The organism is Paraburkholderia sp. BCC1886 (assembly GCF_900996245.1).
Lineage (GTDB): Bacteria > Pseudomonadota > Gammaproteobacteria > Burkholderiales > Burkholderiaceae > Paraburkholderia.
This window is the reverse complement of the sequence record NZ_CAAJGK010000074.1, coordinates 231,288-255,093: the sequence shown is the minus strand read 5'-3', so window position 1 is coordinate 255,093 and position 23,806 is coordinate 231,288. Positions and strand designations below refer to the sequence as shown.

At 63.3% G+C, this 23,806-nt stretch carries 19 protein-coding genes; 9 read left to right on the top strand and 10 right to left on the bottom strand.

What is annotated here, in order from left to right:
• Window positions 1-5 precede the first annotated feature (5 nt).
• On the top strand, window positions 6-2,282 hold the full coding sequence (locus FQ746_RS25680) for an ATP-dependent DNA helicase (RefSeq protein WP_144112590.1): 2,277 nt from the start codon (window positions 6-8) through the stop codon (window positions 2,280-2,282).
• A gap of 168 nt (window positions 2,283-2,450) precedes the next feature.
• Here the strand turns inward: FQ746_RS25680 and FQ746_RS25675 are convergent, their stop codons facing one another.
• Both FQ746_RS25675 and FQ746_RS25665 read right to left on the bottom strand, forming a co-directional pair.
• A complete protein-coding gene (locus FQ746_RS25675; protein ID WP_144112589.1) occupies window positions 2,451-2,726 on the bottom strand; it encodes a hypothetical protein in 276 nt (91 codons plus the stop codon).
• A 235-nt stretch (window positions 2,727-2,961) separates the two neighbouring features.
• Window positions 2,962-4,230, bottom strand: a complete 1,269-nt coding sequence (locus FQ746_RS25665; protein WP_144112770.1) for a cupin domain-containing protein — start codon at window positions 4,228-4,230, stop codon at window positions 2,962-2,964.
• A 32-nt stretch (window positions 4,231-4,262) separates the two neighbouring features.
• Between FQ746_RS25665 and FQ746_RS25660 the strand changes: the two genes are divergently transcribed.
• Complete coding sequence (locus FQ746_RS25660; protein ID WP_144112588.1) at window positions 4,263-4,805, top strand: peptidylprolyl isomerase; 543 nt, start codon at window positions 4,263-4,265, stop codon at window positions 4,803-4,805.
• On the opposite strand, the gene FQ746_RS25655 is transcribed toward FQ746_RS25660, so the two are convergent.
• The 4 genes from FQ746_RS25655 to FQ746_RS25640 all read right to left on the bottom strand — a co-directional run bounded on the left by FQ746_RS25655 (window position 4,785) and on the right by FQ746_RS25640 (window position 11,372).
• Window positions 4,785-6,164 carry a hypothetical protein gene (locus tag FQ746_RS25655; RefSeq protein ID WP_144112587.1) on the bottom strand — a complete coding sequence of 460 codons (1,380 nt, stop codon included), beginning with the start codon at window positions 6,162-6,164 and terminating at the stop codon, window positions 4,785-4,787. The two genes, FQ746_RS25660 and FQ746_RS25655, sit on opposite strands and share 21 nt — an antisense overlap.
• Window positions 6,151-8,850, bottom strand: a complete 2,700-nt coding sequence (mutS, locus tag FQ746_RS25650; protein ID WP_144112586.1) for a DNA mismatch repair protein MutS — start codon at window positions 8,848-8,850, stop codon at window positions 6,151-6,153. Before mutS ends, FQ746_RS25655 begins: the two co-directional genes overlap by 14 nt.
• A gap of 124 nt (window positions 8,851-8,974) precedes the next feature.
• Window positions 8,975-10,273, bottom strand: a complete 1,299-nt coding sequence (lplT, locus tag FQ746_RS25645) for a lysophospholipid transporter LplT (RefSeq protein WP_144112585.1) — start codon at window positions 10,271-10,273, stop codon at window positions 8,975-8,977.
• 295 nt (window positions 10,274-10,568) lie between these two features.
• Window positions 10,569-11,372, bottom strand: coding sequence for an inositol monophosphatase family protein (locus FQ746_RS25640; RefSeq protein WP_144112769.1), 804 nt, complete (start codon window positions 11,370-11,372; stop codon window positions 10,569-10,571).
• Between the two features lie 350 nt (window positions 11,373-11,722).
• Between FQ746_RS25640 and FQ746_RS25635 the strand changes: the two genes are divergently transcribed.
• On the top strand, window positions 11,723-12,559 hold the full coding sequence (locus tag FQ746_RS25635) for an RNA methyltransferase (protein ID WP_260854172.1): 837 nt from the start codon (window positions 11,723-11,725) through the stop codon (window positions 12,557-12,559).
• 290 nt (window positions 12,560-12,849) lie between these two features.
• On the top strand, window positions 12,850-13,719 hold the full coding sequence (gene cysE, locus FQ746_RS25630) for a serine O-acetyltransferase (RefSeq protein ID WP_144112584.1): 870 nt from the start codon (window positions 12,850-12,852) through the stop codon (window positions 13,717-13,719).
• Between the two features lie 15 nt (window positions 13,720-13,734).
• Here cysE and FQ746_RS25625 read toward each other — a convergent pair whose 3' ends face one another.
• The 4 genes from FQ746_RS25625 to FQ746_RS25610 form a co-directional block, all read right to left on the bottom strand.
• Entirely contained in the window at window positions 13,735-14,532 is a 798-nt protein-coding gene (locus FQ746_RS25625) for a UDP-2,3-diacylglucosamine diphosphatase (RefSeq protein ID WP_144112583.1), read from the bottom strand.
• 80 nt (window positions 14,533-14,612) lie between these two features.
• Window positions 14,613-15,107: a peptidylprolyl isomerase gene (locus tag FQ746_RS25620; RefSeq protein ID WP_144112582.1), complete on the bottom strand. Its 495-nt coding sequence runs from the start codon at window positions 15,105-15,107 to the stop codon at window positions 14,613-14,615.
• A 104-nt stretch (window positions 15,108-15,211) separates the two neighbouring features.
• Window positions 15,212-15,799, bottom strand: a complete 588-nt coding sequence (locus tag FQ746_RS25615; RefSeq protein ID WP_144112581.1) for a peptidylprolyl isomerase — start codon at window positions 15,797-15,799, stop codon at window positions 15,212-15,214.
• Window positions 15,800-15,845: 46 nt separating this feature from the next.
• On the bottom strand, window positions 15,846-16,574 hold the full coding sequence (locus tag FQ746_RS25610) for a tetratricopeptide repeat protein (RefSeq protein WP_144112580.1): 729 nt from the start codon (window positions 16,572-16,574) through the stop codon (window positions 15,846-15,848).
• Window positions 16,575-16,870: 296 nt separating this feature from the next.
• Between FQ746_RS25610 and cysS the strand changes: the two genes are divergently transcribed.
• The 5 genes from cysS (at window position 16,871) to FQ746_RS25580 (ending at window position 23,797) form a co-directional block, all read left to right on the top strand.
• On the top strand, window positions 16,871-18,301 hold the full coding sequence (gene cysS, locus FQ746_RS25600) for a cysteine--tRNA ligase (protein WP_144112579.1): 1,431 nt from the start codon (window positions 16,871-16,873) through the stop codon (window positions 18,299-18,301).
• Between the two features lie 47 nt (window positions 18,302-18,348).
• Window positions 18,349-19,536: a DNA-3-methyladenine glycosylase family protein gene (locus tag FQ746_RS25595; RefSeq protein WP_144112578.1), complete on the top strand. Its 1,188-nt coding sequence runs from the start codon at window positions 18,349-18,351 to the stop codon at window positions 19,534-19,536.
• Window positions 19,537-19,711: 175 nt separating this feature from the next.
• Complete coding sequence (locus FQ746_RS25590; RefSeq protein ID WP_144112577.1) at window positions 19,712-20,683, top strand: acetyl-CoA carboxylase carboxyltransferase subunit alpha; 972 nt, start codon at window positions 19,712-19,714, stop codon at window positions 20,681-20,683.
• 48 nt (window positions 20,684-20,731) lie between these two features.
• The gene (gene tilS / locus FQ746_RS25585; protein WP_144112576.1) at window positions 20,732-22,237 is read left to right on the top strand and encodes a tRNA lysidine(34) synthetase TilS; all 1,506 of its coding nucleotides are present in this window, start codon (window positions 20,732-20,734) and stop codon (window positions 22,235-22,237) included.
• Between the two features lie 309 nt (window positions 22,238-22,546).
• Window positions 22,547-23,797, top strand: coding sequence for an aspartate kinase (locus FQ746_RS25580; RefSeq protein WP_144112575.1), 1,251 nt, complete (start codon window positions 22,547-22,549; stop codon window positions 23,795-23,797).
• Window positions 23,798-23,806 lie beyond the last annotated feature (9 nt).

Below are 23,806 nucleotides of genomic sequence, written 5' to 3'. Positions count from 1 at the left end.
TTGCCTTGAATTCACCACTCGATTCTTCCTCTCCCGTCGCTTCGCGCGACGACAGCGCGGTCGTTCGCAAGACGGCTTCGCCGTTGAGCGCGTCGCTCGATCCGCGGCGTGTCGCGGAGCTCGACGAAATTTTCGCCGAGAACGGTTTGCTGGCGCGTCAGATCGACGGCTATCGCTCGCGCGCCTCGCAGATCGAAATGTCGCGTGCCGTGGCGGCGGCCATGGAAGCGTCGGGTCGCGCAATGCCCGAGCAGGCGATGTTCGAGGCGAGCAAACGACCGGCGCGCCGTCTTGCCACGCAGCCCAACGACTCGACTGTCTCCGCTCTGCCCGCCGTTCAGGAAAACGTCGCGACCGACGCCGACGGTCTCGACGGCAGCGAGAACACGTTGATCGTCGAGGCTGGTACGGGCACCGGCAAGACCTATGCGTATCTGGTGCCGGCCATGTTGTGGGGCGGCAAGGTGATCGTCTCCACGGGCACCAAGCACTTGCAGGATCAGCTGTTCCAGCGCGACATTCCGACGGTGCGCGATGCGCTCGCGGTGCCGGTGTCGGTGGCCATGCTGAAAGGGCGCGCGAACTACCTGTGTCACTACTATCTGCAACGCACGGCCGACAACGGCCGCTTGCCATCGCGCCAGGAAACGGCGTATCTGCAGGACATCATCCGGTTTGCGAAGATCACGCGCACGGGCGACAAGGCCGAACTGGCAAGCGTGCCGGAGACGGCTGCCGTGTGGTCGATGGTCACCTCGACGCGCGATAACTGTCTGGGTCAGGAGTGTCCGCAATACAAGGAGTGCTTCGTGATGCAGGCGCGTCGCGAGGCGCAGCAGGCCGATATCGTGGTGGTGAATCACCATCTGTTTTTCGCCGACATCATGTTGCGCGATACCGGCATGGCGGAATTGCTGCCGACGGCCAACACCATCATCTTCGACGAGGCGCATCAGTTGCCCGAGACGGCCACGCTGTTTTTCGGCGAGACGCTGTCGACGGCGCAGTTCCTCGAACTCGCGCGCGACTGCGTGGCAGAAGGGCTGGGGCATGCGCGCGAAGCGGTCGACTGGGTGAAGCTGGGCGCGACGCTCGAACGTGCCGCGCGCGATGTGCGGCTCGCTTTCCGGGAAGACTCGGTGCGCCTGTCGATCGGTCAGTTACCCGACGATCATCCGCTATTCGCCGCGCTCGAAACGCTGGAGACGGAACTCGACGCGTTGGCTTCCGCGTTGGCCAGTCAGGCGGAGCGCGCGGAGTCGATCGGCGCCTGTCTGCGTCGCGCGCGCGAATTGCAGGGCGTCCTCGCAGGTTGGACGACGCCGCCCACGGCCAACGAGCGCAATGCTGCGGCTAATGTGGCTAATGCGGCCGCCACGGCGGACGGCAAGCCCGAGCGTGCTGATCCGAACGAAAAGGTGCGCTGGGTCGAGGTCTTCGCTCACACCGTGCAACTGCACGAAACACCGTTGTCGGTCGCTCCGATCTTTGCGAAGCAACGCGCCGGCGTGCCGCGTGCGTGGGTGTTCACGTCGGCGACGCTGTCGGTGCGGGGCGATTTCACGCACTACGCCGCGCAGATGGGACTGAACGCCAAACGCTCGATGACGTTGCCGAGTCCTTTCGATTATCCGGTGCAAGGGCTGTTGTACGTGCCGCGCAATATGCCGCAGCCGTCGTCGCCGACGTTCACCGACGCGGTGTTCGACGCGGCCTTGCCCGCGATCGAAGCGTCGGGCGGTGGCGTGTTCATGTTGTGCACGACGTTGCGCGCGGTCGATCGTATCTCGGCCAAGCTGCGCGACACGATCGAGGCACGCGGCTGGGACTATCCGCTGCTCGTGCAGGGCGATGCGAGCCGCACCGAGTTGCTCGACCGCTTTCGTCATTACGGCAATGCGATTCTGGTCGGCAGCCAGAGTTTCTGGGAAGGCGTGGATGTGCGCGGCGATGCGTTGTCGCTAGTCGTGATCGACAAGCTGCCGTTTGCGCCGCCGGACGACCCGGTGTTGTCCGCGCGTCTCGATGCGCTCACCAAGAAAGGCTTGAGTCCGTTTGCCGTGCATCAATTGCCGCAGGCCGTCATTACGTTGAAGCAGGGCGCAGGGCGCCTGATTCGTGCCGAGACCGATCGCGGCGTGCTGATGATCTGCGACGCGCGGCTGGTCGAGAAGCCGTATGGTCGACGGATCTGGCAAAGCCTGCCGCCGTTCAAGCGCACGCGCGAGATCGAAGTGGTCCGCGAGTTTTTCGAAGAAAACACGACAGCGGCAAATGAATAAATGACCTAGTTTGGGTTTTTAATGCCGCATTAAAAATACGGCGCCAAAAATGACAAAACGCCACGGATGTGAATCCGTGGCGTTTTGCCTTACTGCAGCAAGAAATCGTTTCTAACGATTTGATTTCCTTTTGCAGTATTCGCCCAGAGGCGAACCCTATGCGACAGCTTACTGGCTTGCGCCCGAAGCCGGAGCAGCAGCGCTTGCGCTTGCGTCCGAGGCAGCAGCGCCTGCGTCCGAAGCAGCAGTCGTAGCCGAAGCAGCAGCGTCGCTCGCAGCAGCAGCCGCACCCGAAGCAGCAGCAGCCGAATCCGAAGCAGCAGCAGCCGGTGCCGAAGCAGCAGCTGCGTCGCTAGCCGGGGCAGCGGCCTGATCGTTGCTCTTGTTGCATGCAGCCAGTGCCACAGCTGCCAACAGGGATGCTACGAGGAGGGATTTCTTCATGATCACGTCCTTTTATGGTTAAAGGTAAGCAACAGCGCAAAATAATACCGGTAATGTGCTCCAACACCGACCTGGGCCGCTGGTGGAGACGCTCTTTTTTGACGAGCTAGAATCTTCCCTACGGCTTGGCCGGAAATTATATGCACTTTCGTACTGACAATCCATAAATCCGGGGTCAATACGTTGTCTTTCTCATACAAAATTTCACAGTACGGGGTATAGCAGGTAGGCGGAGTTACGCAAGCTCGCCGACTTGTATCCAGCCCGCACAATACCACTCGTGTAGCAATGCTGTCACCGACGATTCGTTTGAGAGTGTTACAAAGCGTTTCGCACTCATGGACCGGTTATCAGCGAGTTCAATCAACCACTTTTTTGCGCCTTCGAATGACGTTTCCTCTCCATTCAGGAAGAAAAAACGGCGGTTGTACAACAAGTTCGTCTTGCGATCGAGCCTTAGGCCGAGCTTCGACGCTTGCCCGATAAAACGCACTTCGTTGAGCGGCTTTTGCGGCGGATCAAAGACCACGCTCGGCTTGGGTTCGCTGAGGTAGGTACCGAGGAACGACGCTACGTCCTGCTCTTTCCATTTGATCTGAGCAAGGATCGCGCCCACCCGTTCGACGAGCGCGGCGGGCAACTCCGCCGGGTGCCCGACCGCGGGTTGCTGCGGGTCGCGATACAGCGCACCGGACGGCGCGTTCGATTCGCCACGCTCGGCCAGATGGTAGAGGAACTGCGCGGTCAGCTCGTTCGCCGACGGTGCCCGAAAACCGATCGAACACGTCATGCATTCGCCCTCAGCCACGCCGTCGTGAGCGATGTGCGGCGGCAGATACAACATGTCACCTGGCTCCAGCAGCCACTCTTCTTCAGCCCTGAAGTCCTGTAAAACTTTCAAAGGAAGACCGGCTTGCAATGTCAGATCTTTCTGCGCGCTGATCTTCCAGCGGCGCTTGCCTTTCACTTGCAGGAGGAACACGTCGTAGGAGTCGAAGTGTGGTCCGACGCCGCCGCCGTCGGTGGCAAACGAAATCATCAGGTCGTCCAGACGGGCGTCCGGGACGAAGCGGAACTGGTCGAGCAACGCCCGGGCACGATCGTTGTGTAGATCGACACCTTGTACCAGCAGCGTCCACGCACGTTGTCTGAGCGAGGGCAACTCGTCCGGTGCGAACGGGCCGTGCTCGAGTTGCCACTTGTTGCGGGCATGCGTGATGAGACGTGCCTCGACTTCGTCCTGGTCGGCGAGCGCGAAGAATTCATCGCGCGTGAGTGGCGCCTCGACGTTCGGAATGGCCTGGCGAATCAGAAGCGGCTTCTTCTGCCAGTACCGGCGCATGAATTGCGACGGCGTCAGATTGCCGAGCAGCGGAGTGGGTGTGTCGGGTGAGGGAGGCAAGCTCGGGCGTGCAGGTGATTGGGGTCGCGCGAGCCTTGAAGCCGGCGATGAATTCCGTGCCGAAGCTGCCTCGGCCGGGTGGTCAGTGGGCCGCTTGGGCATCGTATAATGTGCGCTGTAATCTGGAGAGTCGAATGAAAATCGCAAAGAACACCGTCGTGTCGGTCGCTTACAAGCTGTCGGATGCGCAGGGCAACCTGATTGAAGAAAGCGACGAGCCGATGGTCTATCTGCACGGCGGCTATGATGGCACGTTCCCCAAGATCGAGGAAGAGCTCGACGGCCATGAGGCCGGTTTCGAGACCCAGATCCAGCTCGAGCCCGCAGACGCATTCGGTGAATACGATCCCGACCTCGTGAAAATCGAGCCGCGTACACGCTTCCCGGAACCGCTCGAAGTCGGCATGCAATTCGAAGGCACACCGGAAGAAGGCGACGAAGATCTCGACGCACTCGTCTACGTGGTGACCGATGTAGCCGAAGACAAAGTCGTGCTCGACGGTAACCATCCGCTCGCCGGCATGGCACTGCGTTTTGCGTTGACGGTAAAGGACGTGCGTCCCGCTACCGAAGACGAAATCACGCATGAACACGCGCATGGCGCCGACGGCCTCGAAGTGCTCGACGAAGACGACGAGGACGACGAAGAAGACAAGTCAGGGCCCACGCTGCACTGAACTGGCGGCCGTGCCGGGAACGTGCGAAGCACTTCCCGGTGGCGCCGACATCGCAGGTCCGTAGGTGCCGCCTCCCTGATCCGCTGGAAGACCCGACTGCTGGTCCAGTTCCTGTGGCTCGGAGGAAGCTTGTCCCGGCGACTGATAAAGCGGCGGCATTTCGGAGGCCGACCCGGGCGACGGTATGGCGGGCATCGAGGCACTCGAGGAATCCCGCGATACAGCCGGCTGTGACGCTGACGAAGACAGCGGCGCAGGCATCGGCATCTGCTTCGGCACGTCGCGCACGCTCACGCGGAACGGCGGCTTCCTGCTGAAATCCGCCTCTATCTGAATCCACTGGTTGAGACGGTCACGCGGCGCGAATGCGACGCGCGTGAGATTCGTCACCAGCATGCCCTTGTCGTTGCGCAGCGGCTGGTCGATAGCGAAGCCGGCGCTTGCGCGTTCGTCGTCGCAATGCACGACCAGCACCGGCCCGCGAAAAATCTGCGCGAGCTTCACGAGGCTGCGTTTGAATTCCAGAAAGCCGTCGCGGCGCGTGTTGCGCGTAAAGCGCAACCATGCGAAGCGTTCGGGCCGCTCGTAGCGTTCGGCGTCAGGGTCGCCCTGAATGAACACGACCACCGCGCGAGCGTCACGACGCTTCGCATATTCGCCCGCGTGTTCGAGCCAGAACGCATTGGCGATCACCCGATCTTCGAATTCGCCATTGCGGCCGCCTGCAGTCAGATAGTGATTGTTCGGGCTCGGCGCGTTCAGGCCGACGAACACCGTGTCGCCCAGTTGCCAGCGCACGTTTTCCCGAAACGGATGAAAGCGCGACACTTCGCTTTCCCGTGTCAAAGCAATGGGGTTCTGACCCATCGACGTCGTATCGGCGAACCACGTCTGACGCAACTGGTCGAGTCGCTCGACCGGATCGAAACTGCCCGCTTCGGCCGTGCCGCAATCGGCCCAATCATGCTGACCCGGAATGAAGAAGAGCGCCGGCCGCGAGGTGTCGAGCAGTGCGTGACGCCGTTCGAACAGCGCGTCGCCGCAAGCCTCTTTCGCGCCTTTCAGATTGCCGTCGTAGACGACGAAAGCAAGATCGCGCTCGCGGCCGATCGCGTCGATCAGACGTTGCGTCGGCGCTTCGTCGGCGGGACTTTGCATCGTGCCGGCGATCACCGCGAATGTATAACGCGTCGCTTCGGCATGAGCCGGCAGCGCGTAAGCGATGCCGGCAGTCAACAGTAGGAGTGGTAAAACGGCCGCGAGCGGCGCGAGTCCGCGCGCGGCCGACAGAACGAGAGTCAGCGCCGCGCGTAACCGGCGCGGGCGCGGTGACAGACGTTTTGCGTCAATGATCCGCATCCGGCACGCCAGCCATCTCGTGCAGTTCGTAGAGCAGGTCGAGCGCTTCGCGCGGACGCAGATCGTTGGGATCGATACTGCGCAGACGGTCGACGAGCGTTTGCATGGCGGCCGACAGCGCGGGTTCCTTCTCGGCGGCCGCGTAGTCGTCGGCATCTTCCAACAGCATGGGCGGAGGTGCCGCGAACAGATCGAGTTGCGGCGCGGGTTGTCCCGCCGACTGCTGTTCGAGATGCGCCAGATGTTTGCGCGCGGCGCGAATCACCGCGTTCGGCACACCGGCGAGTTGCGCGACCTGCAGGCCATAGCTCTGATTGGCCGGTCCTTCGCTGACTGCATGCAGGAACACGATGCCATGACCATGTTCGACGGCCGACAGATGCACGTTGGCCGCCTGCGCAAACTCGGCGGGTAACTGCGTCAATTCGAAGTAATGCGTGGCGAACAACGTGTGGCAGCCGTTGTGCGAGAGCAGATGCCGCGCAATCGCCCAAGCCAGCGCGAGGCCGTCGAACGTCGACGTGCCGCGGCCGATCTCGTCCATGAGCACGAGGCTTTGCGGCGTGGCGTCGTTCAGGATCGCGGCGGCTTCCGTCATCTCGACCATGAAGGTCGAGCGGCCGCCGGCCAGATCGTCGGCCGCGCCGATGCGCGTAAAGATGCGATCGATCGGGCCGAACCTCGCCCGCTGCGCGGGCACATAACTGCCGACGTAAGCGAGCAGCGCGATCAGCGCGGTCTGGCGCATGAAGGTGGACTTACCACCCATGTTCGGCCCGGTGATCAGCAGCAGTTTGCGCTCGGGCGTAAGCGTGCAGTCGTTGGCGATGAACTGCTCGACCTGGGCCTCGACTACCGGATGCCGTCCTTGTTCGATCTCTATGCCGGGTTCCGGCGAGAAGGTGGGCGCGACCCAGTCGAGCGCGCGGGCACGCTCGGCGAACGCCGCCAGCAGATCCAGTTCCGCGAGCGCGAGCGCCACGCGCTGGCAGTCGGGAATGAAGGGCAACAGTGCCTGCAGCAGCGCGTCGTATAGCGAGCGTTCGCGCGCCAATGCGCGCTCCTGCGCCGACAAGGCCTTGTCTTCGAACGTTTTCAGTTCCGGCGTGATGTACCGCTCGGCGTTTTTCAGGGTCTGGCGCCGGCGATAGTCGTCCGGCACCTTGTCGGTCTGGCCGCGCGTGACTTCGATATAGAAGCCGTGCACCTTGTTGTATTCGACGCGCAGATTGCCGATGCCGGTGCGCGTGCGTTCGCGCGTTTCCAGGTCGATCAGGAACTGGCCGCAGTTCTGCGAAATATCGTTGAGCTCGTCGAGTTCCGCGTCGTAACCGCGCGCGATCACGCCGCCGTCGCGCACCATCGCCGAGGGCTCCGGCGCGACCGCGCGTTGCAGCAATTCGACACAGGCTCGAGGCGGCACGAGCGACGCATCGATGCGCGCCAGCGACTCCGCATTCGGCGCGACGGCGGCAAGTTGCTGACGCAGTTCGGGCAGCGCGAGAAACGTATCGCGCAGACTCGACAGGTCGCGTGGCCGGGCCGACAGCAATGCGAGCCGTCCGGTAATGCGTTCGATATCGGAAATCTGCCGCAATGCGCCGCGCAACGAGTCGACGCTGGTGCCTGCCGGCGCCGGCGGGTCGAGCAAGGCGCCGATCGCCTGTTGACGTGCCTGCGCCACTGCGGACTCGCGCGGCGGATGATGCAGCCAGTGCCGCAACAATCGGCTGCCCATGGTCGTGCAGCAGGTGTCGAGCAACGAACAGAGCGTGGGCGACTCGGTTCCGCGCAAGGTCTCGGTCAGTTCGAGATTGCGGCGCGTCGCGGGGTCGAGGCCGATGTATTCCGACTCGTATTCGACTTTCAGGCTTCGGACGTGGCGCAACTGTTGGCCTTGCGTGGCCGCGGCGTACAGCAGGAGCGCGCCCGCCGCGCCGCACGCGCAGGTCAGCGAATGCGCACCGAAACCGTCGAGACCGGCCACTTCGAGCTGGTCGCAAAGACGCTGCGCGCCGGAGGCCGTATCGAAATGCCAGACCGGCACGCGGGTGAGGGCGCCTGAGGTGACCGGCGGCGCCCAACTTGCCGAATCCGCCGACGTGTCCGCCACCAGAATCTCCGCGGGGCGAATCCGTTCGAGCGCGGCGGCCACCTGGTCCGGCGCCACTTCGGCCAGACGCAATGCGCCGCTTGCCAGATTCAGCCATGCGAGCCCGACGCTGGTGGCCACGCCGCGGCGATTGTGCGCGACGCACAACGCCATCAGGTAGACGTCGTTCTTGTCGGAGAGCAGGGCGGCGTCGGTCAGTGTGCCCGGCGTGACCACGCGCACGACCTTGCGTTCGACCGGGCCTTTGGACGTGGCCGGATCGCCGATCTGTTCGCAGATCGCGACCGATTCACCGAGCTTGACCAGCTTGGCCAGATATTGCTCGACCGCATGATGCGGCACGCCGGCCATCTTGATCGGATTGCCCGCCGACGCGCCGCGTTGTGTCAGCGTCAGATCGAGCAGCCGCGCGGCTTTTTCGGCGTCTTCGAAAAACACTTCGTAGAAGTCGCCCATCCGGTAGAACACCAGCGTGTCCGGATGCTCCGCCTTGATGCGCAGGTACTGCTGCATCATGGGCGTGTGCTGTGCGACGTCGCTGGCCGCGGCGGTTTGTGCGGTTTGGATACCCATCCTCGGTGTCTTCTTGCGTAAGCTGTTCAGGGCGTGAGTTTAACCCGCCGACGTGGCGAGCGGACCCTGGCCGGATGGCCAGTTCTCGTGCGGGCAGAGCATCGATCCGCGCTGCCCGCACGCTTTACTCCTCCACCATCGCCCGCATATCCACCATCTTTTCATTCACCGCGCTGCGCCGCTTCGCGAGCCACATCATGAACGTGATGAACGTGCCGAACACCACGATGATCCACTGCGCCGGCATCTTCGCCGTGAGCAACAGTGCGTAGGCGCCGAGCATCAGCAGCACGGCCAGATTCTGGTTGAAGTTTTGCACCGCGATCGAGTGTCCCGCCGAGAGCAAGGTCGCGCCGCGATGCTGAAGGATAGCGTTCATCGGTACGATGAAAAATCCCGACAACGCGCCGAGCAGAATCATCAGCGGGTAAGCGAGCAGGATGTAGATGGGCAGCACGTACGTGCCGATATGAATGCCCGACCCAGCCGGAAACAGGTCCTTGTTATAGAACGCCATCGCAATCGCCACGGCGCCGGTCACGATGCCCACGGGCAGCACTTTCAGCGAACTGCGCAGCGGCACGAGCCCGGCCGCGGCCGACGCGCCGACCGCGATGCCGAGGCCGGTCACGCCCTGCATCACGGCCGCTTTCGACAGGCTCAAGCCGAGATTGACGTTGGCCCACTTGAGCACCAGCAATTGCAACGTGACCGCGCCGCCCCACATCAGCGTCGTCACCCATAACGCGATTTGCGCGAGCTTGTCCGCCCACAGCACGTTGAAGCAATGATAAAAATCGCCGACCAGTTTCTTCGGTTCGTGCAGGCGGTTTGGATAGCGCGCGCCCGTGTCGGGAATGAAAATGTTGATGGCCGCGGCAATCGCATACGTGACCATCACCGCGAACATCGCGAGATCGGCCGACGAACGGATCAGCGGCAGATGCGCCTGCGCGACGAATTTGTCGGCCAGTGTGCTGATCAACGCACCGCCCACCATCGTGCCGACGATCGTCGAGAGCACCGTCGCCGATTCGAGCCACGCATTCGCCTTGACGAGTTTTTCCGGCGGCAGCAGCTCGGTGAGAATCCCGTACTTCGCCGGCGAATACGCAGCCGCGCCGAAACCGACCACGCCGTACGCGATCATCGGATGCACGCCCGCGATCATCATCAGACAGCCGCTTGCTTTCAGCGCGTTGGAGACGAACATCACGTGACGCTTTTGCAGCGCATCGGCAAACGCGCCGACGAACGGCGCGAGCACGACGTACGAGACCGTGAAGAAAATCTGCAGGAGCGGCGTGACCCACGCGGCCGAACGGATCACCGAGAGCAAGGCAATGGCGGCGATCAGCAGAGCGTTGTCCGCCAGCGACGAAATAAACTGCGCCGCGATGATGGTGTAAAAACCTTTTTTCATTAGGCGGATCGGAAGCTGCGCGAAACAACCGGCGCATGGCAGGGCGCAACGAAACCGCCCAAAACGTACGAAACGTGGAAAACGCCGCCGGCCTGACAGTGCCGTTGGCGCGGCCTCCCGCTTTGTAGCACGAACGCTCGTGCAGTGCAGCGCGGGCATGGCGCAATTTCGGCGCACCATTGAAAAAGCGGCCGAAGCCGCTTCTCGTGAATCCAGTCGAATTCAGATGTTTCTACGCGGAATCATGATCCGACGCACGGTCCGACGCGCAGCCCGACGCACGGTCCAACGCAGCTTAGGCCGACGTCTGACGGGTGCGGCTGTAGCGCGACAGGATCGGAATCATTTGCGCGTAGACCTTCGGATTGCCGGCCACGATCTCGCCGATATGCAGGAAGTCCGAATCGCCCGAGTAGTTGCCGACGAGGCCGCCCGCTTCGGTGATCAACAGGCTGCCTGCGGCCACGTCCCAAGCGTTGAGGCCCTGTTCGAAGAAACCGTCCATGCGTCCGGCGGCGACGTTCGCCAGATCGAGTGCGGCGGCGCCCGGGCGGCGCAGGCCGGCGCAGGCTTCGGTCATTTCGGCGAACTGGCGGCCGTAGGCGTCGAGGCCGTCCTTTTCACGGAACGGGAAGCCCGTGCCGATCAGGCCGTCGGCCAGGCGGTCGCGCTTGGCAACGCGAATGCGGCGGTCGTTCAGGAATGCACCGCGGCCGCGCGAGGCGGTGAACAGGTCGTTGCGGGTCGGATCGTAGACAACGGCTTGCGTCACGATGCCTTTGTGCGCGAGCGCGATGGACACGCAGTAGTACGGGAAGCCGTGGATGAAGTTGGTGGTGCCGTCGAGCGGATCGATGATCCACTGATATTCGGATTCGTTTTCCGACTTGCCGGATTCCTCGGCGAGGATGGCGTGGTCGGGGTAAGCGGTCTTGAGCGTGTCGATAATCGCCGCTTCGGACGCCTTGTCCACCTCCGTGACGAAATCGTTGTGCTGTTTCTTGCTGACCTGGATGAGATCGAGGTCGAGCGACGCGCGGGTGATGATTTGTGCTGCGCGGCGCGCGGCCTTCACAGCGATATTGAGCATGGGATGCATGAGACTGGATCCTTGTGCCGGGGCGCCACGGTTGCAGACCGCGGCGGCTAACCGGAATACGAGCGCCTGAGCAAAGCCTGGGTGCGCTAATTGGGCGCCCTCAAACGGGCGCGAAAACAGCACGGAACGCACGCCATTAAAGACACGGTGCGCATTCCGCCGACGGAGACGAATTGAATAAGAACGAAGCGCCCGTGCAGAGCCGGGCGCGAATCGCGGTATTTTACCTGAGTTTCGGCCGGGTTTCCCCTGAGTTCGCACGCCCGGGCGGACTTCGCCGATGCACGGCGCTGTCGGTCGAGGGCGGCTTGGCGCTACCATACGCGTTCTTCAGCCTGCTCGATATCATCGTGGACCATCCCCGCTCATCCGCCGAATCCTTCGTTCCCCACGCTCATTTCCCATCGGGTGGAGGGTTCACGTCGACCCGCTTCGTGCTCGTCGAACCGAGCCATCCTGGCAACGTCGGCGCCGCGGCGCGTGCGCTCAAGACCATGGGATTCTCGCGCCTCGTGCTGGTGTCGCCGAAGGTGGCACAGGTTCAGCGCGATCCGGAAGCCATCGCGATGGCAAGCGGCGCCGACGACGTGCTCGCATCCGCGCATGTCGTGCCGACGCTCGCGGACGCGCTCGCCGGCGTGCACTGGTCGATCGCGCTGACGGCCCGGCTGCGCGAATACGGGCCGCCGCAATGGACGCCGCGCGCGGCAGCGGGTGTCGCGCGCGAGCAGGCCGCGCGTGGCGAGATCGCGCTGGTGTTCGGCAACGAGCGTACGGGTTTGTCCAACGAGGACGTCGAGCGCTGCAGCGCGCTCGCGCATATTCTGGCGAATCCCGCGTACAGTTCGCTCAATCTCGCTCAGGCCGTGCAAGTGCTGGCTTATGAACTGCGCACCGCGTATCTGGATGCGCAGGACGTCGCCGCTGCGGTGGCGGCGAGCGCTCAGTCGAGTGTGACGCACGACGGGCTGTCGGGGGGGCGCGCGCCTAGCGACGATATCGAAAGCATGTTCACGCATCTGGAAAGTGCGCTGGTTGCGCTGGACTTTCTCGATCCGGCCAATCCGAAGAAACTGATGTCGCGTTTGCGGCGCCTGTTCGCGCGCTCGGGGCTCGAACGCGAAGAGGTCAATATCGTGCGCGGCATCGCCAAGCACATTCTGCTGAAGGCCGGGAAGCGGGATTGAGCCGCCGTTAAGCGCCCATCTAGCTCACCATCGAGCGCACGATCAAGCTCACCATCGGGTGCACCATCGGGCTCACCATCGGGCGCACCTCGCGTCACGTCATAACGACGACCTTGCCGGCAGCGTGGGCTTGCCGCAAGGTTCGCGCGAACGGCCCTACAATCGCTCGAAACGTTCTAAGCAAAGCTGCCGGTCTGCTATATCGCCGGCCGCGCACCGCGCGAGCGAAAGTGTTGCGCGGCTGCACCCGGCCTTCTTTCACACACACCGCTGCCCACAGCGTCCTTGCCATGTTCACGAGACTTCGCGAAGACATCGCCACGATCCGCGAGCGCGACCCCGCCGCCCGCAGCGCCTGGGAAGTCCTCACGTGTTATCCCGGCTTGCATGCGCTCGTGCTGCACCGCCTCGCACATGCGTGCTGGCAGGCGCAACGCCGCTGGCTCGCGCGCTTCATCTCGCAGATGGCGCGCTTCATGACCGGTATCGAAATTCATCCGGGCGCGACGCTCGGGCGGCGCGTCTTCATCGATCACGGCATGGGCGTCGTGATCGGCGAGACTGCGCAGGTCGGCGACGACTGCACGATCTATCAGGGCGTCACGCTCGGCGGCACGTCGCTCACGCGCGGCGCGAAGCGGCATCCGACGCTCGAGCGCGGCGTGATCGTCGGGGCAGGGGCGAAGGTGCTCGGCGGCTTTACGATTGGAGCAGAAGCCAAGATCGGCTCGAATGCGGTGGTCACGCGGCCGGTGCCGGCGCGCGGCACGGCAGTGGGCAATCCCGCGCGAATCATCGTGCCCGCGGTGGCAGCGGTGGCGCCGGCTATAACCGATTCCGCGGAAGGTATCGCATCCGGCAGCGCACCCGGCAGCGCACCCGGCAGCGCACCTGGCGCCGCAAAATGCGCGACTGAAAACAGCGCGTTCTGCGCCTACGGCATCACGCCGAATGCGGACGATCCCGTGTCGCTGGCCATTCACGGTCTGATCGATCATGCGGCCACGCAGGCCAGACGTCTCGACGAAGTGGTCGGCGCGCTGGAGCGCTTAGGCAGCCGTCTCGAAGGACTGCAGGGAGCGGACGCCGCCTTGCTCGACTTGCGGCGTCTGTCGGCCGCGATCGACGGGAAAGTCGAAGGGGCCGTCGTCGGGCATTGAAGCCGCGCCGCGCGTTTATTCGAGCGGCAACGCCCGAATCCCTTCGGCATCGATACGCAGATAACCGCCGCGGTGCTCGCCGTGGTCCAGATCCCAATCGGGCAAGACCCAACGTGTGCCGCCCGGTTCGCGATGCATCGCGGGCCGGTGTGTATGTCCGTGAATGATCGTGGCCGCCTTCGATCTTCTGAATAACGCGGCGATGCCCGTGGCCGTCACATCGTATTTCGGCGACACGGGTCGCGAACGGCCGTGCTCGCTCTTCGAGCGCATGTTCTCGGCGAGCGACTGCCGCCAGCGAAACGGCCACGCGAGAAACAAGGTCTGAGCCACGCGGCTGCGCGCGAAACGGCGGAATAGCTGATAGCCGCGATCGGCCGTACATTGCGCATCGCCATGCGCGAGCGCGATGCGCGTGCCGAACGCGGTGATCACGAACGGGTCGGGCAACCAGATCGCGCCGGCCGCTTTCATGAAACGCTTGCCCAGCAGAAAGTCACGGTTGCCATGCATGATGTAGAGCGCGATACCGCGCTCCGACAGACTATGCAGGAGCGCGGCCATGCGCGCGGCAAACGGCTCGACCAGCATGTCGTCGCCGATCCAGTACTCGAACAGGTCGCCGAGAATGAACACCGAATCGGCCTGCTGCGCGGTGATGCGGATGAAGTGCTCGAACGCGACGACCGTGTGCGGGATCGCCTCGCTCAGATGAATGTCGGAGAGAAACAGATAAGGGCGTGCGGCGTGCGGGCGGGGGCCCTCGCCAGGCACGCCCGCGGCGACGCTTCGCAGCGGCGTTTCTTGCAGCATCGAAGGTGCCTGAGTCAGTTCGAACGGGCCGGCGACGACCCGCTGTAAAGCAGGCGCCCGACGGGCGCCCGGTTAAAACCTTAGTCGACGATCACAGCCTTTTCGATCACGACGTCGTCGTTCGGCACGTCCTGATGGAAGCCTTTCGAACCCGTCTTGACCTTGCGGATTTTCTCGACGATCTCGAGACCGTCGACCACCTTGCCGAACACGGCGTAACCCCAGCCTTGCGGCGTCGGCGACGAGTGGTTCAGAAACTCGTTGTCGTTCACGTTGATGAAGAACTGGGCCGTGGCCGAGTGCGGGTCGTTGGTGCGCGCCATCGCGACCGAACCGTTGACGTTCTTCAGACCGTTGTTGGCTTCGTTGGTGATCGGCTCGGCCGTCGGCTTCTGCTTCATGCCGGGTTCGAAGCCGCCGCCCTGGATCATGAAGCCGTCGATCACGCGGTGAAACACCGTGTTGTCGTAATGACCGGCCTTCACGTAGTTGAGAAAGTTCTCGACCGATTTGGGGGCTTTTTCAGCGTCGAGTTCGAGCTTGATGACGCCGTGGTTCGTATGCAGTTCGACCATGATGGAATCCTTTGATGAACGGGGTGGTTAAAAGGCGCGGCGAGTCGTGAAAAATAACGTTGAGCCGCGCCAGGGCGTGGATGATGCGCGTTGCGTTCGGGTCTTTACTTGCCGGCGAGCGTGGCCGATTCGATCACGATGGCCTTCTGCGGCACGTCGCTCATCGGGCCGCGCGTGGTGGTCGGCGTGGCTTCGATTTTCTTCACGACGTCCATGCCGCTCGTGACCTTACCGAAGACCGCATAGCCGTTGCCGTCCGGATTGGGGTAGTCGAGCCCGGCGTTGTCCACCGTGTTGATGAAGAACTGCGCGGTCGCGGAATTCGGATCGCTGGTGCGCGCCATGGCGAGCGTGCCGGCCGAGTTCTTCAGGCCGTTACGGCTTTCGAGCGGAATGGCCGCGCGCGTGGGCTTCTCGGCGAAGCTTTGAGTATAGCCGCCACCCTGAATCATGAAGCCCGGAATCACGCGATGGAAAATCGTGCCGCTGTACTGGCCGGACTTCACGTAGTCGAGAAAGTTGGCGACGGTTTTGGGCGCCTTCTCGGGATACAGTTCGACGCGAATATCGCCCGCGGACGTTTTGAGCAGCACCGACGGGTGCGCGGCGGACGGCGCGGCCGGCGCTTGCGCGAAGGCGGGAGCGTTTGCGATCAGGGCGGCGCTACCGAGCGCCAGCATCAACCATTTCATGAAAATCCTCGGGATAAAAACGGGGTGTCGACGACGCGTCGCCGGCTTATTGCGTCGGCGCCATATAAGGGGGCATGGCGAGCGAACCGTTGGCGCCGCCGAACTGGAAGCTCGGCGTTTGCGTCATGTTCGGCACGGCGCGCGTGGTAGCGGCGTCGGGTGCCGAGGCAGCCCTCTGCACCGGCGTGGCGGCTCTCGTCGGCGAGACGATTTTCTGGATGTCCGCGAGACGCTGCGAAGTGGTCGCGCTGGCCTTGCCGAGACTCTGCGCACGCAGGTACGACTGGTTCGCGAGGCGCAGATACAGGTCGCCGAGATTCTCGTAGGCGAGACCGTAACCCGGATTCACCTTGGTGGCCGTTTCGAGCGCGGCGCGTGCTTCGTCGTAACGACCGTGCTTCGCATAGAGCGCTGCCAGGTTGTTGTACGGCTCGGGAAGTTCGGGGTAGAGCTGGGTGAGTTCGACGAACGCGGTAATGGCTTCGTCGTCGCGGTTCAGGTGAGCGAGCACGGTGCCGCGCTTGAATTTCGCCTGAGCGTCACGCGGATTCGCTGCGATGCGCGCGTCGAGTTGCGTGAGCGAGGCCTGCCAGTTTTTCTGCGAAATGGACGCGTCGATCTCCGGCGTGTTGTCGCGTACGGCGGGTCCTTGCGGCATGACGTTGGCTTTCTGCGCGAACGCCGGGAGGCCTGGCACAAGCGTGAGGGCGACCGCGCAGATGGCTGTCGCGGCGAGGGTCGCAGCGCTGCGCGCGCGGCCGCTTGAAGGTTTCATAGGCTCGGGTCTGGATGTTATACTCCGAGCCATTCTAACAAAAGGTCTGCGCGTGTCGATGAACGCCTGGTTGAACGCTTGGTAGCACCTGCTTTAGCGTGGCCTGGCTTGAACATCATCGTCGAACCGCAAACTGTCTTTTCGCCACTCGTGGTCGTCTCCGCCCTGAACGCAGCCTGACCGCCGCACCCGCTGCACCGGTTTAGCTGTGCGCGACAACTCCGCCATCTTCTTCGCGGAATGCGTCGCGCAAAGAAGCACATGGCGGATTTCTTTCGACCCACGCACCGCTCTCTATGGAATCACTGCGCATCTACAACACGCTCGCGCGTGACAAGCAAACTTTCGTGCCGCTGCAAGCAGGCGTCGTACGGATGTACGTCTGCGGCATGACCGTATACGACTATTGTCACGTTGGTCACGCGCGTGTGATGGTCGTGTTCGATATCGTGCAGCGCTGGCTGCGAACGCTCGGTTACAACGTCACCTACGTGCGCAACATTACGGATATCGACGACAAGATCATCCGGCGCGCGGTGGAGAACGGCGAGACCATCAAGTCGCTCACCGACCGCTTCATCGCCGCGCTGCACGAAGATGCGGACGCGCTCGGCATCCAGCGACCCGACCACGAGCCGCGCGCCACCGACTTCATTCCGCAAATGCTCGGCATGATCGAAACGCTCGAAGCGAACGGCTACGCGTACCAGGCAAGCGACGGCGACGTGAACTACGCGGTGCGCAAATTCGCGGGCTACGGCAAGCTGTCGGGCAAGTCGCTCGAAGACTTGCGCGCGGGCGAGCGGGTCGCCTCGAACGAAGCGAAAGACGATCCGCTCGACTTCGTGTTGTGGAAGCAGGCCAAGCCCGAAGAGCCGGCCGACACCGGTTGGGATTCGAAGTACGGACGCGGCCGGCCCGGCTGGCATATCGAATGTTCGGCGATGGGCTGCACGCTGCTCGGCGACCATTTCGACATTCACGGCGGCGGCCAGGACCTGCAGTTTCCGCACCACGAAAACGAAATCGCGCAAAGCGAAGCTGCGACGGGTCAAACCTTCGTCAATTACTGGATGCACAACGGCTACGTACAGATCGACAATGAGAAGATGTCGAAGTCGTTGAACAACTTCTTTACTATCCGGGAAGTTTTGGCGCAGTACGATGCCGAGGTCGTGCGCTTCTTCATCGCGCGGGCTCACTATCGTTCGCCGCTGAATTACAGCGACGTGCATATCGACGACGCCCGCAACGCACTCACGCGTCTGTACACCGCGTTGAAAGACGTGAGTACGAACGACGGCACGCACCACGGCGCGGACGCCGCCGCGAACCTCGCCGCGCCCGACTGGAACGAAGCGTACGCGCAGCGCTTCCAGGCGGCGATGAACGACGATTTCAACACGCCGGTCGCCGTAGCGGTTTTGTTCGAGTTGGCAACTGAAGTGAACCGCACGCGCGACCTCGCGCTGGCTCGACAGTTACGCGCGCTTGGCCGCGTAATCGGGCTGCTCGGCCGGGAACCGCGTGCATACCTGCAGCAGGCAGCGGGAGCCGCCGAAGGCGCGCTCGAGCCCGCCGCGATCGAGGCGAAGATCGCCGCGCGCGTGGCCGCCAAGCAGGCGAAGGACTATGCGGCAGCAGACCGGATCCGGGCCGAATTGCTCGAGGCCGGCGTTGCACTTGAAGACAAACCCGGCGGGTCGACCGAGTGGCGGCGCGTGTGAGCGCACCTCGTACTTCCCTTTGATCGACTCGCCAGGCAGGAGGCAGGATGGCAACGGCCACGAAGACGCCGGCTAAACGAGCCACGTCTCAAACAAACGCAACAGGCGCGGCGAAGTCGACACGGACATCGGCCCGCGAGGGCAACGGTGCGGTAAAGAAGGCATCGTCGAAGACCGCTGCGGGGGCGCACAAAAACGGCGCTACGGCGGCGGCTCCAGCGAAGCCGGCAACGCCGGCGAAGAAAACGACTGCGAGGCGCGCGCTCAACGGCGCGTCCGTGCATGCGCCTGCCGCCAAGCGGACGAACGGCGTGAAGGGCACCAGGAGCGCGAACAGCACGAATGGCGCGAACGGCACGAGCAGCGTGAACGGCACGAACGGCACGAAGGGTGCGAAGGCGCCGGCGAGTGCCAAACGCGCGTCGGCTGTTACGGGCGTCAAGAGTAATGGCGCATTGCCCGCGGCGCTCGCCGACGATGTTCAGGAACTCGCACGCGACACCCACGAAGGCGAAGTCGTGCGCAAGACGCGCGCGTCGTCGGGTGCGGGCGGGGAAACTGCGGGCAGCGCCGAAGTCGCGGTTCCCGTGCAGATCGGCGGCCTCACACCCGAAGTCACGCGTCCGGCGTATTGGGACAAAGCGTGCGCCGATCTGGTGAAGCGCGACCGCATTCTCAAGAAGCTGATTCCGAAGTTCGGCCCGGTGCATCTGCTCAGTCGCGGCGACCCCTTCGTCACGCTCGCGCGCTCGGTGGTGGGTCAGCAGATTTCGGTCGCCTCGGCGCAAGCGGTGTGGGCGAAGGTCGAAGCCGCGTGCCCGAAACTCGTGCCGCAGCAGTTCATCAAGCTGGGTCAGGACAAGCTCACGGCGTGCGGCTTGTCCAAACGCAAGGCCGAATACGTGCTCGATCTCGCGCAGCATTTCGTGTCGGGCGCTTTGCACGTCGGCAAGTGGACGTCGATGGAAGACGAGGCGGTGATCGCCGAACTCACGCAGATTCGCGGCATCGGTCGCTGGACGGCCGAAATGTTCCTGATCTTCAATCTGTCGCGTCCCGATGTATTGCCGCTCGACGACCTGGGTCTGATTCGTGCGATCAGCGTCAACTACTTCAGTGGCGAACCGGTCACCCGCAGCGAGGCGCGCGAGGTCGCGGCGAACTGGGAGCCGTGGCGCACCGTGGCCACCTGGTATATGTGGCGCAGCCTGGATCCGCTGCCGGTCGATTACTAACCGGCGGCCGGCGCCCGGCGGCCGGCGACCGGCGGCCGGCGCCCGGTCGGCCTTATCCGAAGCAGGCTTTTTTCAAAAGCTATCAATTGTAAAAATTTGATAGTTGCGACAAGGTTTTGACATCGGCGCGCGCGGTTAGAATACGCGCTGCCGGTAAGTCCAAGGATTACAACCAATGAAGACCACCTTTCTGGATTTCGAACAGCCGATCGCTGAACTCGAAGCGAAGATCGAAGAATTGCGCTTCGTGCAGGACGATTCGGCCGTCGATATTTCGGAAGAGATCGAGCGGCTGTCCAAGAAGAGCCAACAGCTCACCAAAGATCTTTACGCGAATCTGAGCCCGTGGCAGGTTTCGCAAATCGCCCGTCATCCGCAACGCCCGTACACGTTCGACTACGTGGCCGAGCTGTTCACCGACTTCCACGAATTGCACGGCGACCGCAGCTATGCGGACGACCTGTCGATCGTCGGCGGCCTCGCGCGTTTCAACGGCCAGGCCTGCATGGTGATTGGCCATCAGAAGGGTCGCGACACGAAGGAGCGCGCGTTGCGCAATTTCGGCATGCCGCGTCCGGAAGGCTATCGCAAGGCAGAACGGCTCATGCGCCTCGCGGAAAAATTCAGCCTGCCGATCTTCACGTTCATCGATACGCCGGGCGCTTACCCGGGCATCGGCGCGGAAGAGCGCGGCCAGTCCGAAGCGATCGGCCACAACCTGTACGTAATGGCCGAACTCAAGACGCCGCTGATCGCGACGATCATCGGTGAAGGCGGTTCGGGCGGCGCGCTGGCCATTGCCGTCGGCGACAGCGTGCTGATGCTGCAGTTCTCGACCTATTCGGTGATCTCGCCGGAAGGCTGCGCATCGATTTTGTGGAAGAGCGCGGCGAAGGCGCCGGAAGCGGCCGAAGCGCTCGGTCTCACGGCGCATCGGTTGAAAGCGCTCGGATTGATCGACAAGATCGTCAACGAGCCGCTCGGCGGCGCGCATCGCGATCCGAAGGGCATGGCGGCGATGTTGCGCCGGGCACTGGCAGACTCGCTACGTCAGTTCCAGGGCATGAGCATCAACGACCTGCGTCAACGCCGTTTCGACCGGTTGATGTCGTACGGCAAGTTCAAGGAAACCACGCCGGGTGCCTGAGCCCGCGCGCGCGTTCTTCCGTCAGACGGCGCTGCGTGCGCCGCTCTCATGACTTCGACTCCCGAATCGTCCATCGACCGCCTCGTACTCGACGCGGTCGATGTGGCGTTGCGCGCCCGGCCCGAATCGGCGCGCGTGGCGATCGCATTGAGCGGCGGCGTCGATTCGAGCGTGCTGCTGGATGCCGCGGTGCGTGTGGCCGGCGCCGCGCGCTGTGTCGCGCTGCACGTGCATCACGGTTTGAGCCGCCATGCCGACGCGTGGCTCGTGCACTGCGAAGCGTTGGCGCAGGCGAGCGGCGTCGAGTTCGACGCGCGCCGTGTCGCGGTGTCGCGCGCGGCGGGCCATAGCGTCGAAGCCAGTGCGCGCGACGCGCGGTATCGCGCGCTCGACGAGATGTGCGCGGCGCACGGCGTGTCCACGTTATGGCTCGCGCAGCACGCGGACGATCAGGCCGAGACGGTGTTGCTGCAGTTGCTGCGCGGCGCGGGACTGGCGGGACTGGCGGCGATGGCGCCGGTTCATCTGCCGCGCGGTTCAAGTGAGAGTGCGGCTGCGGTGCGTGTGCGGCCGCTGCTGCATCTGCTGCGCGCGCAACTCGAGCGCTACGCGAGCGAGCGCGGTCTGCATTGGATCGACGATGAATCGAACGCCGACACGCGCTATGCGCGCAATGCGCTGCGTCACGAGGTGACGCCCGCGCTCGCCGTTCACTTTCCCGGATTTCGCGACGCGCTGATGCGCACGGCCGCGCATGCGGCGGCCGCGCAACGCCTGCTCGAGGAGCTTGCGCGTATCGACATGGAAGCGATGTCGCGCGATGCGGACGAAGCTCTGGTGCTCGACGATCTGCTGTCACTCGACGACGAACGCGCGCTCAACCTGCTGCGTTACTGGATGCGCACGCTGGGTCTGCTGGCGGCATCGAGCGCACGGCTCAACGATGCCCTGCGGCAGTTGCGCGAAGTGGGCGCGAGCGGGGAGGGACATCGTCTGCGTGTCGATCACGACGGTCGCGCGTTGCGCTGTTATCGCGGGCTCGTCTATTGGGAGGCGGGCGATAGCAGCGAAGCCGCCGATGAAACCGCGTTGATCGATCGTCCGGTCAGCGAACTCGTGTGGCAGGGTGAGGCGGTGTGGCATTTGCCGCAGTGGCGCGGAACCTTCATGTTCGTCGCGGCGACTGAAGGCGATGCCGCTGCAGTTGTTCCAGCGAGCGTCCTGCGTCGCGCGACATTGAGCGCACGCGCGCGCAGCGGCGGCGAGCGGATGCGGCCTGGCGCTGCTTTGGCTACGCCGTTGGTAAGTCCGTTGATAAGCCCGTCGGAAAGCCGGTCTGCAAGCCCGTCGGTCAGCAGAAACCGCACGCTGAAAAACCTGTTCCAGGAGCGCGGGATACCCGCGTGGAAACGCGACGTTCCACTACTGTATGTCGGCGCCGAACTGCTCTACGTGCCCGGTCTCGGGGTGAACCGTACGGCGTTGCCGGACCGGACAGACCCGAGTGAGCCGCTGGTCGGAATCGACTGGCGAGATGACCTCGTCCTGGCCTGAAAAGCACGCGGGCAGGCGCTTTGGCTTGTCTTTTTGCGTCTGATCGGGTAATTTAGCTTGTTTGCCCGGCGCGCTTTAGCCGTCGCTTTTACCGGTTTTGCACCGCTTTCCATCCGTTCGTGCGCTTACCCCGCGCTGTTTCTGGTGACCTGCTAGCGACCATTCCGGGCAAATCCGCGCGTGCTGCACGCGTGCTGCATCTACGCCGCCCACACACTCTGCCGTCGTTCACGAGACGTTACGCTCCAGTGCTTTTGTGGGGTCGTCTCCAGTGCGTCAGCGCGGTTTCTCCTCCAGTTCAGAACGACAATGGCACTCATCGTACATAAATACGGCGGCACCTCGATGGGCTCGGTCGAGCGCATCAAGAACGTCGCCAGGCGCGTCGCGAAATGGCATAAGGCCGGTCACAAGATGGTCGTCGTGCCGTCGGCAATGTCGGGCGAAACCAACCGTCTGCTCGGTCTCGCAAAAGAAATCAACAGTCAGCCGAGTCCGCGTGAACTCGACATGATCGCCGCCACCGGCGAGCAGGTCAGCTCGGGACTGCTCGCCATCGCGCTGCAGGACGCAGGCGTCGACGCGGTCAGTTACGCCGGCTGGCAAGTGCCGGTGAAAACCGATAGCGCGTTCAGCAAAGCGCGCATCAGCGAAATCGACGGCGAGCGCGTGTTGCGCGATCTCGAAGCGGGCAAGGTGGTGGTGATTACCGGCTTCCAGGGTATCGACCCGGACGGCAACATCACGACGCTCGGGCGCGGCGGTTCGGACACGTCGGCGGTCGCGGTCGCAGCGGCGCTCAAAGCCGACGAGTGCCTGATCTATACGGACGTGGACGGCGTGTACACGACCGACCCGCGCGTGGTGGAAGAAGCCCGCCGTCTGGACCGTGTGACGTTCGAAGAAATGCTGGAAATGGCAAGCCTGGGTTCCAAGGTGCTGCAGATCCGCTCGGTGGAATTCGCCGGCAAATATCAGGTGAAGACGCGCGTGCTGTCGAGCCTGACCGATCCGCTCATCCCGCTCGATATCGAAATGAAGTCGGGCACGCTGATTACTTTTGAAGAAGACGAGACCATGGAAAAAGCAGTCATCTCGGGCATCGCGTTCCAGCGCGACGAAGCTCGTATCGCCGTGATGGGTGTGCCCGACAAGCCGGGTATCGCGTATCAGATTCTCGGCCCGGTGGCGGACGCGAATATCGACGTCGACATGATCATCCAGAACCAGAGCGTCGAAGGCAAAACGGCGTTCACGTTTACGGTGGGCCGCGGCGATTATCAGCGCGCCATGGACATCCTCACGGGCCAGGTGAAGGGTCATGTTAAAGCCGAGCAGGTGCTGGGCGATCCGAAGGTGTCGAAGGTGTCGGTGGTCGGTGTCGGTATGCGCTCGCACGTGGGCATTGCCAGCACGATGTTCCGCACGCTGTCGGAAGAGGGCATCAACATCCAGATGATCTCGACGTCGGAAATCAAGATTTCCGTGCTGATCGACGAAAAGTACATGGAGCTCGCAGTGCGCGCGCTGCATAAGGCATTCGAGCTGGATCAGTCGTAAGCGTCGACG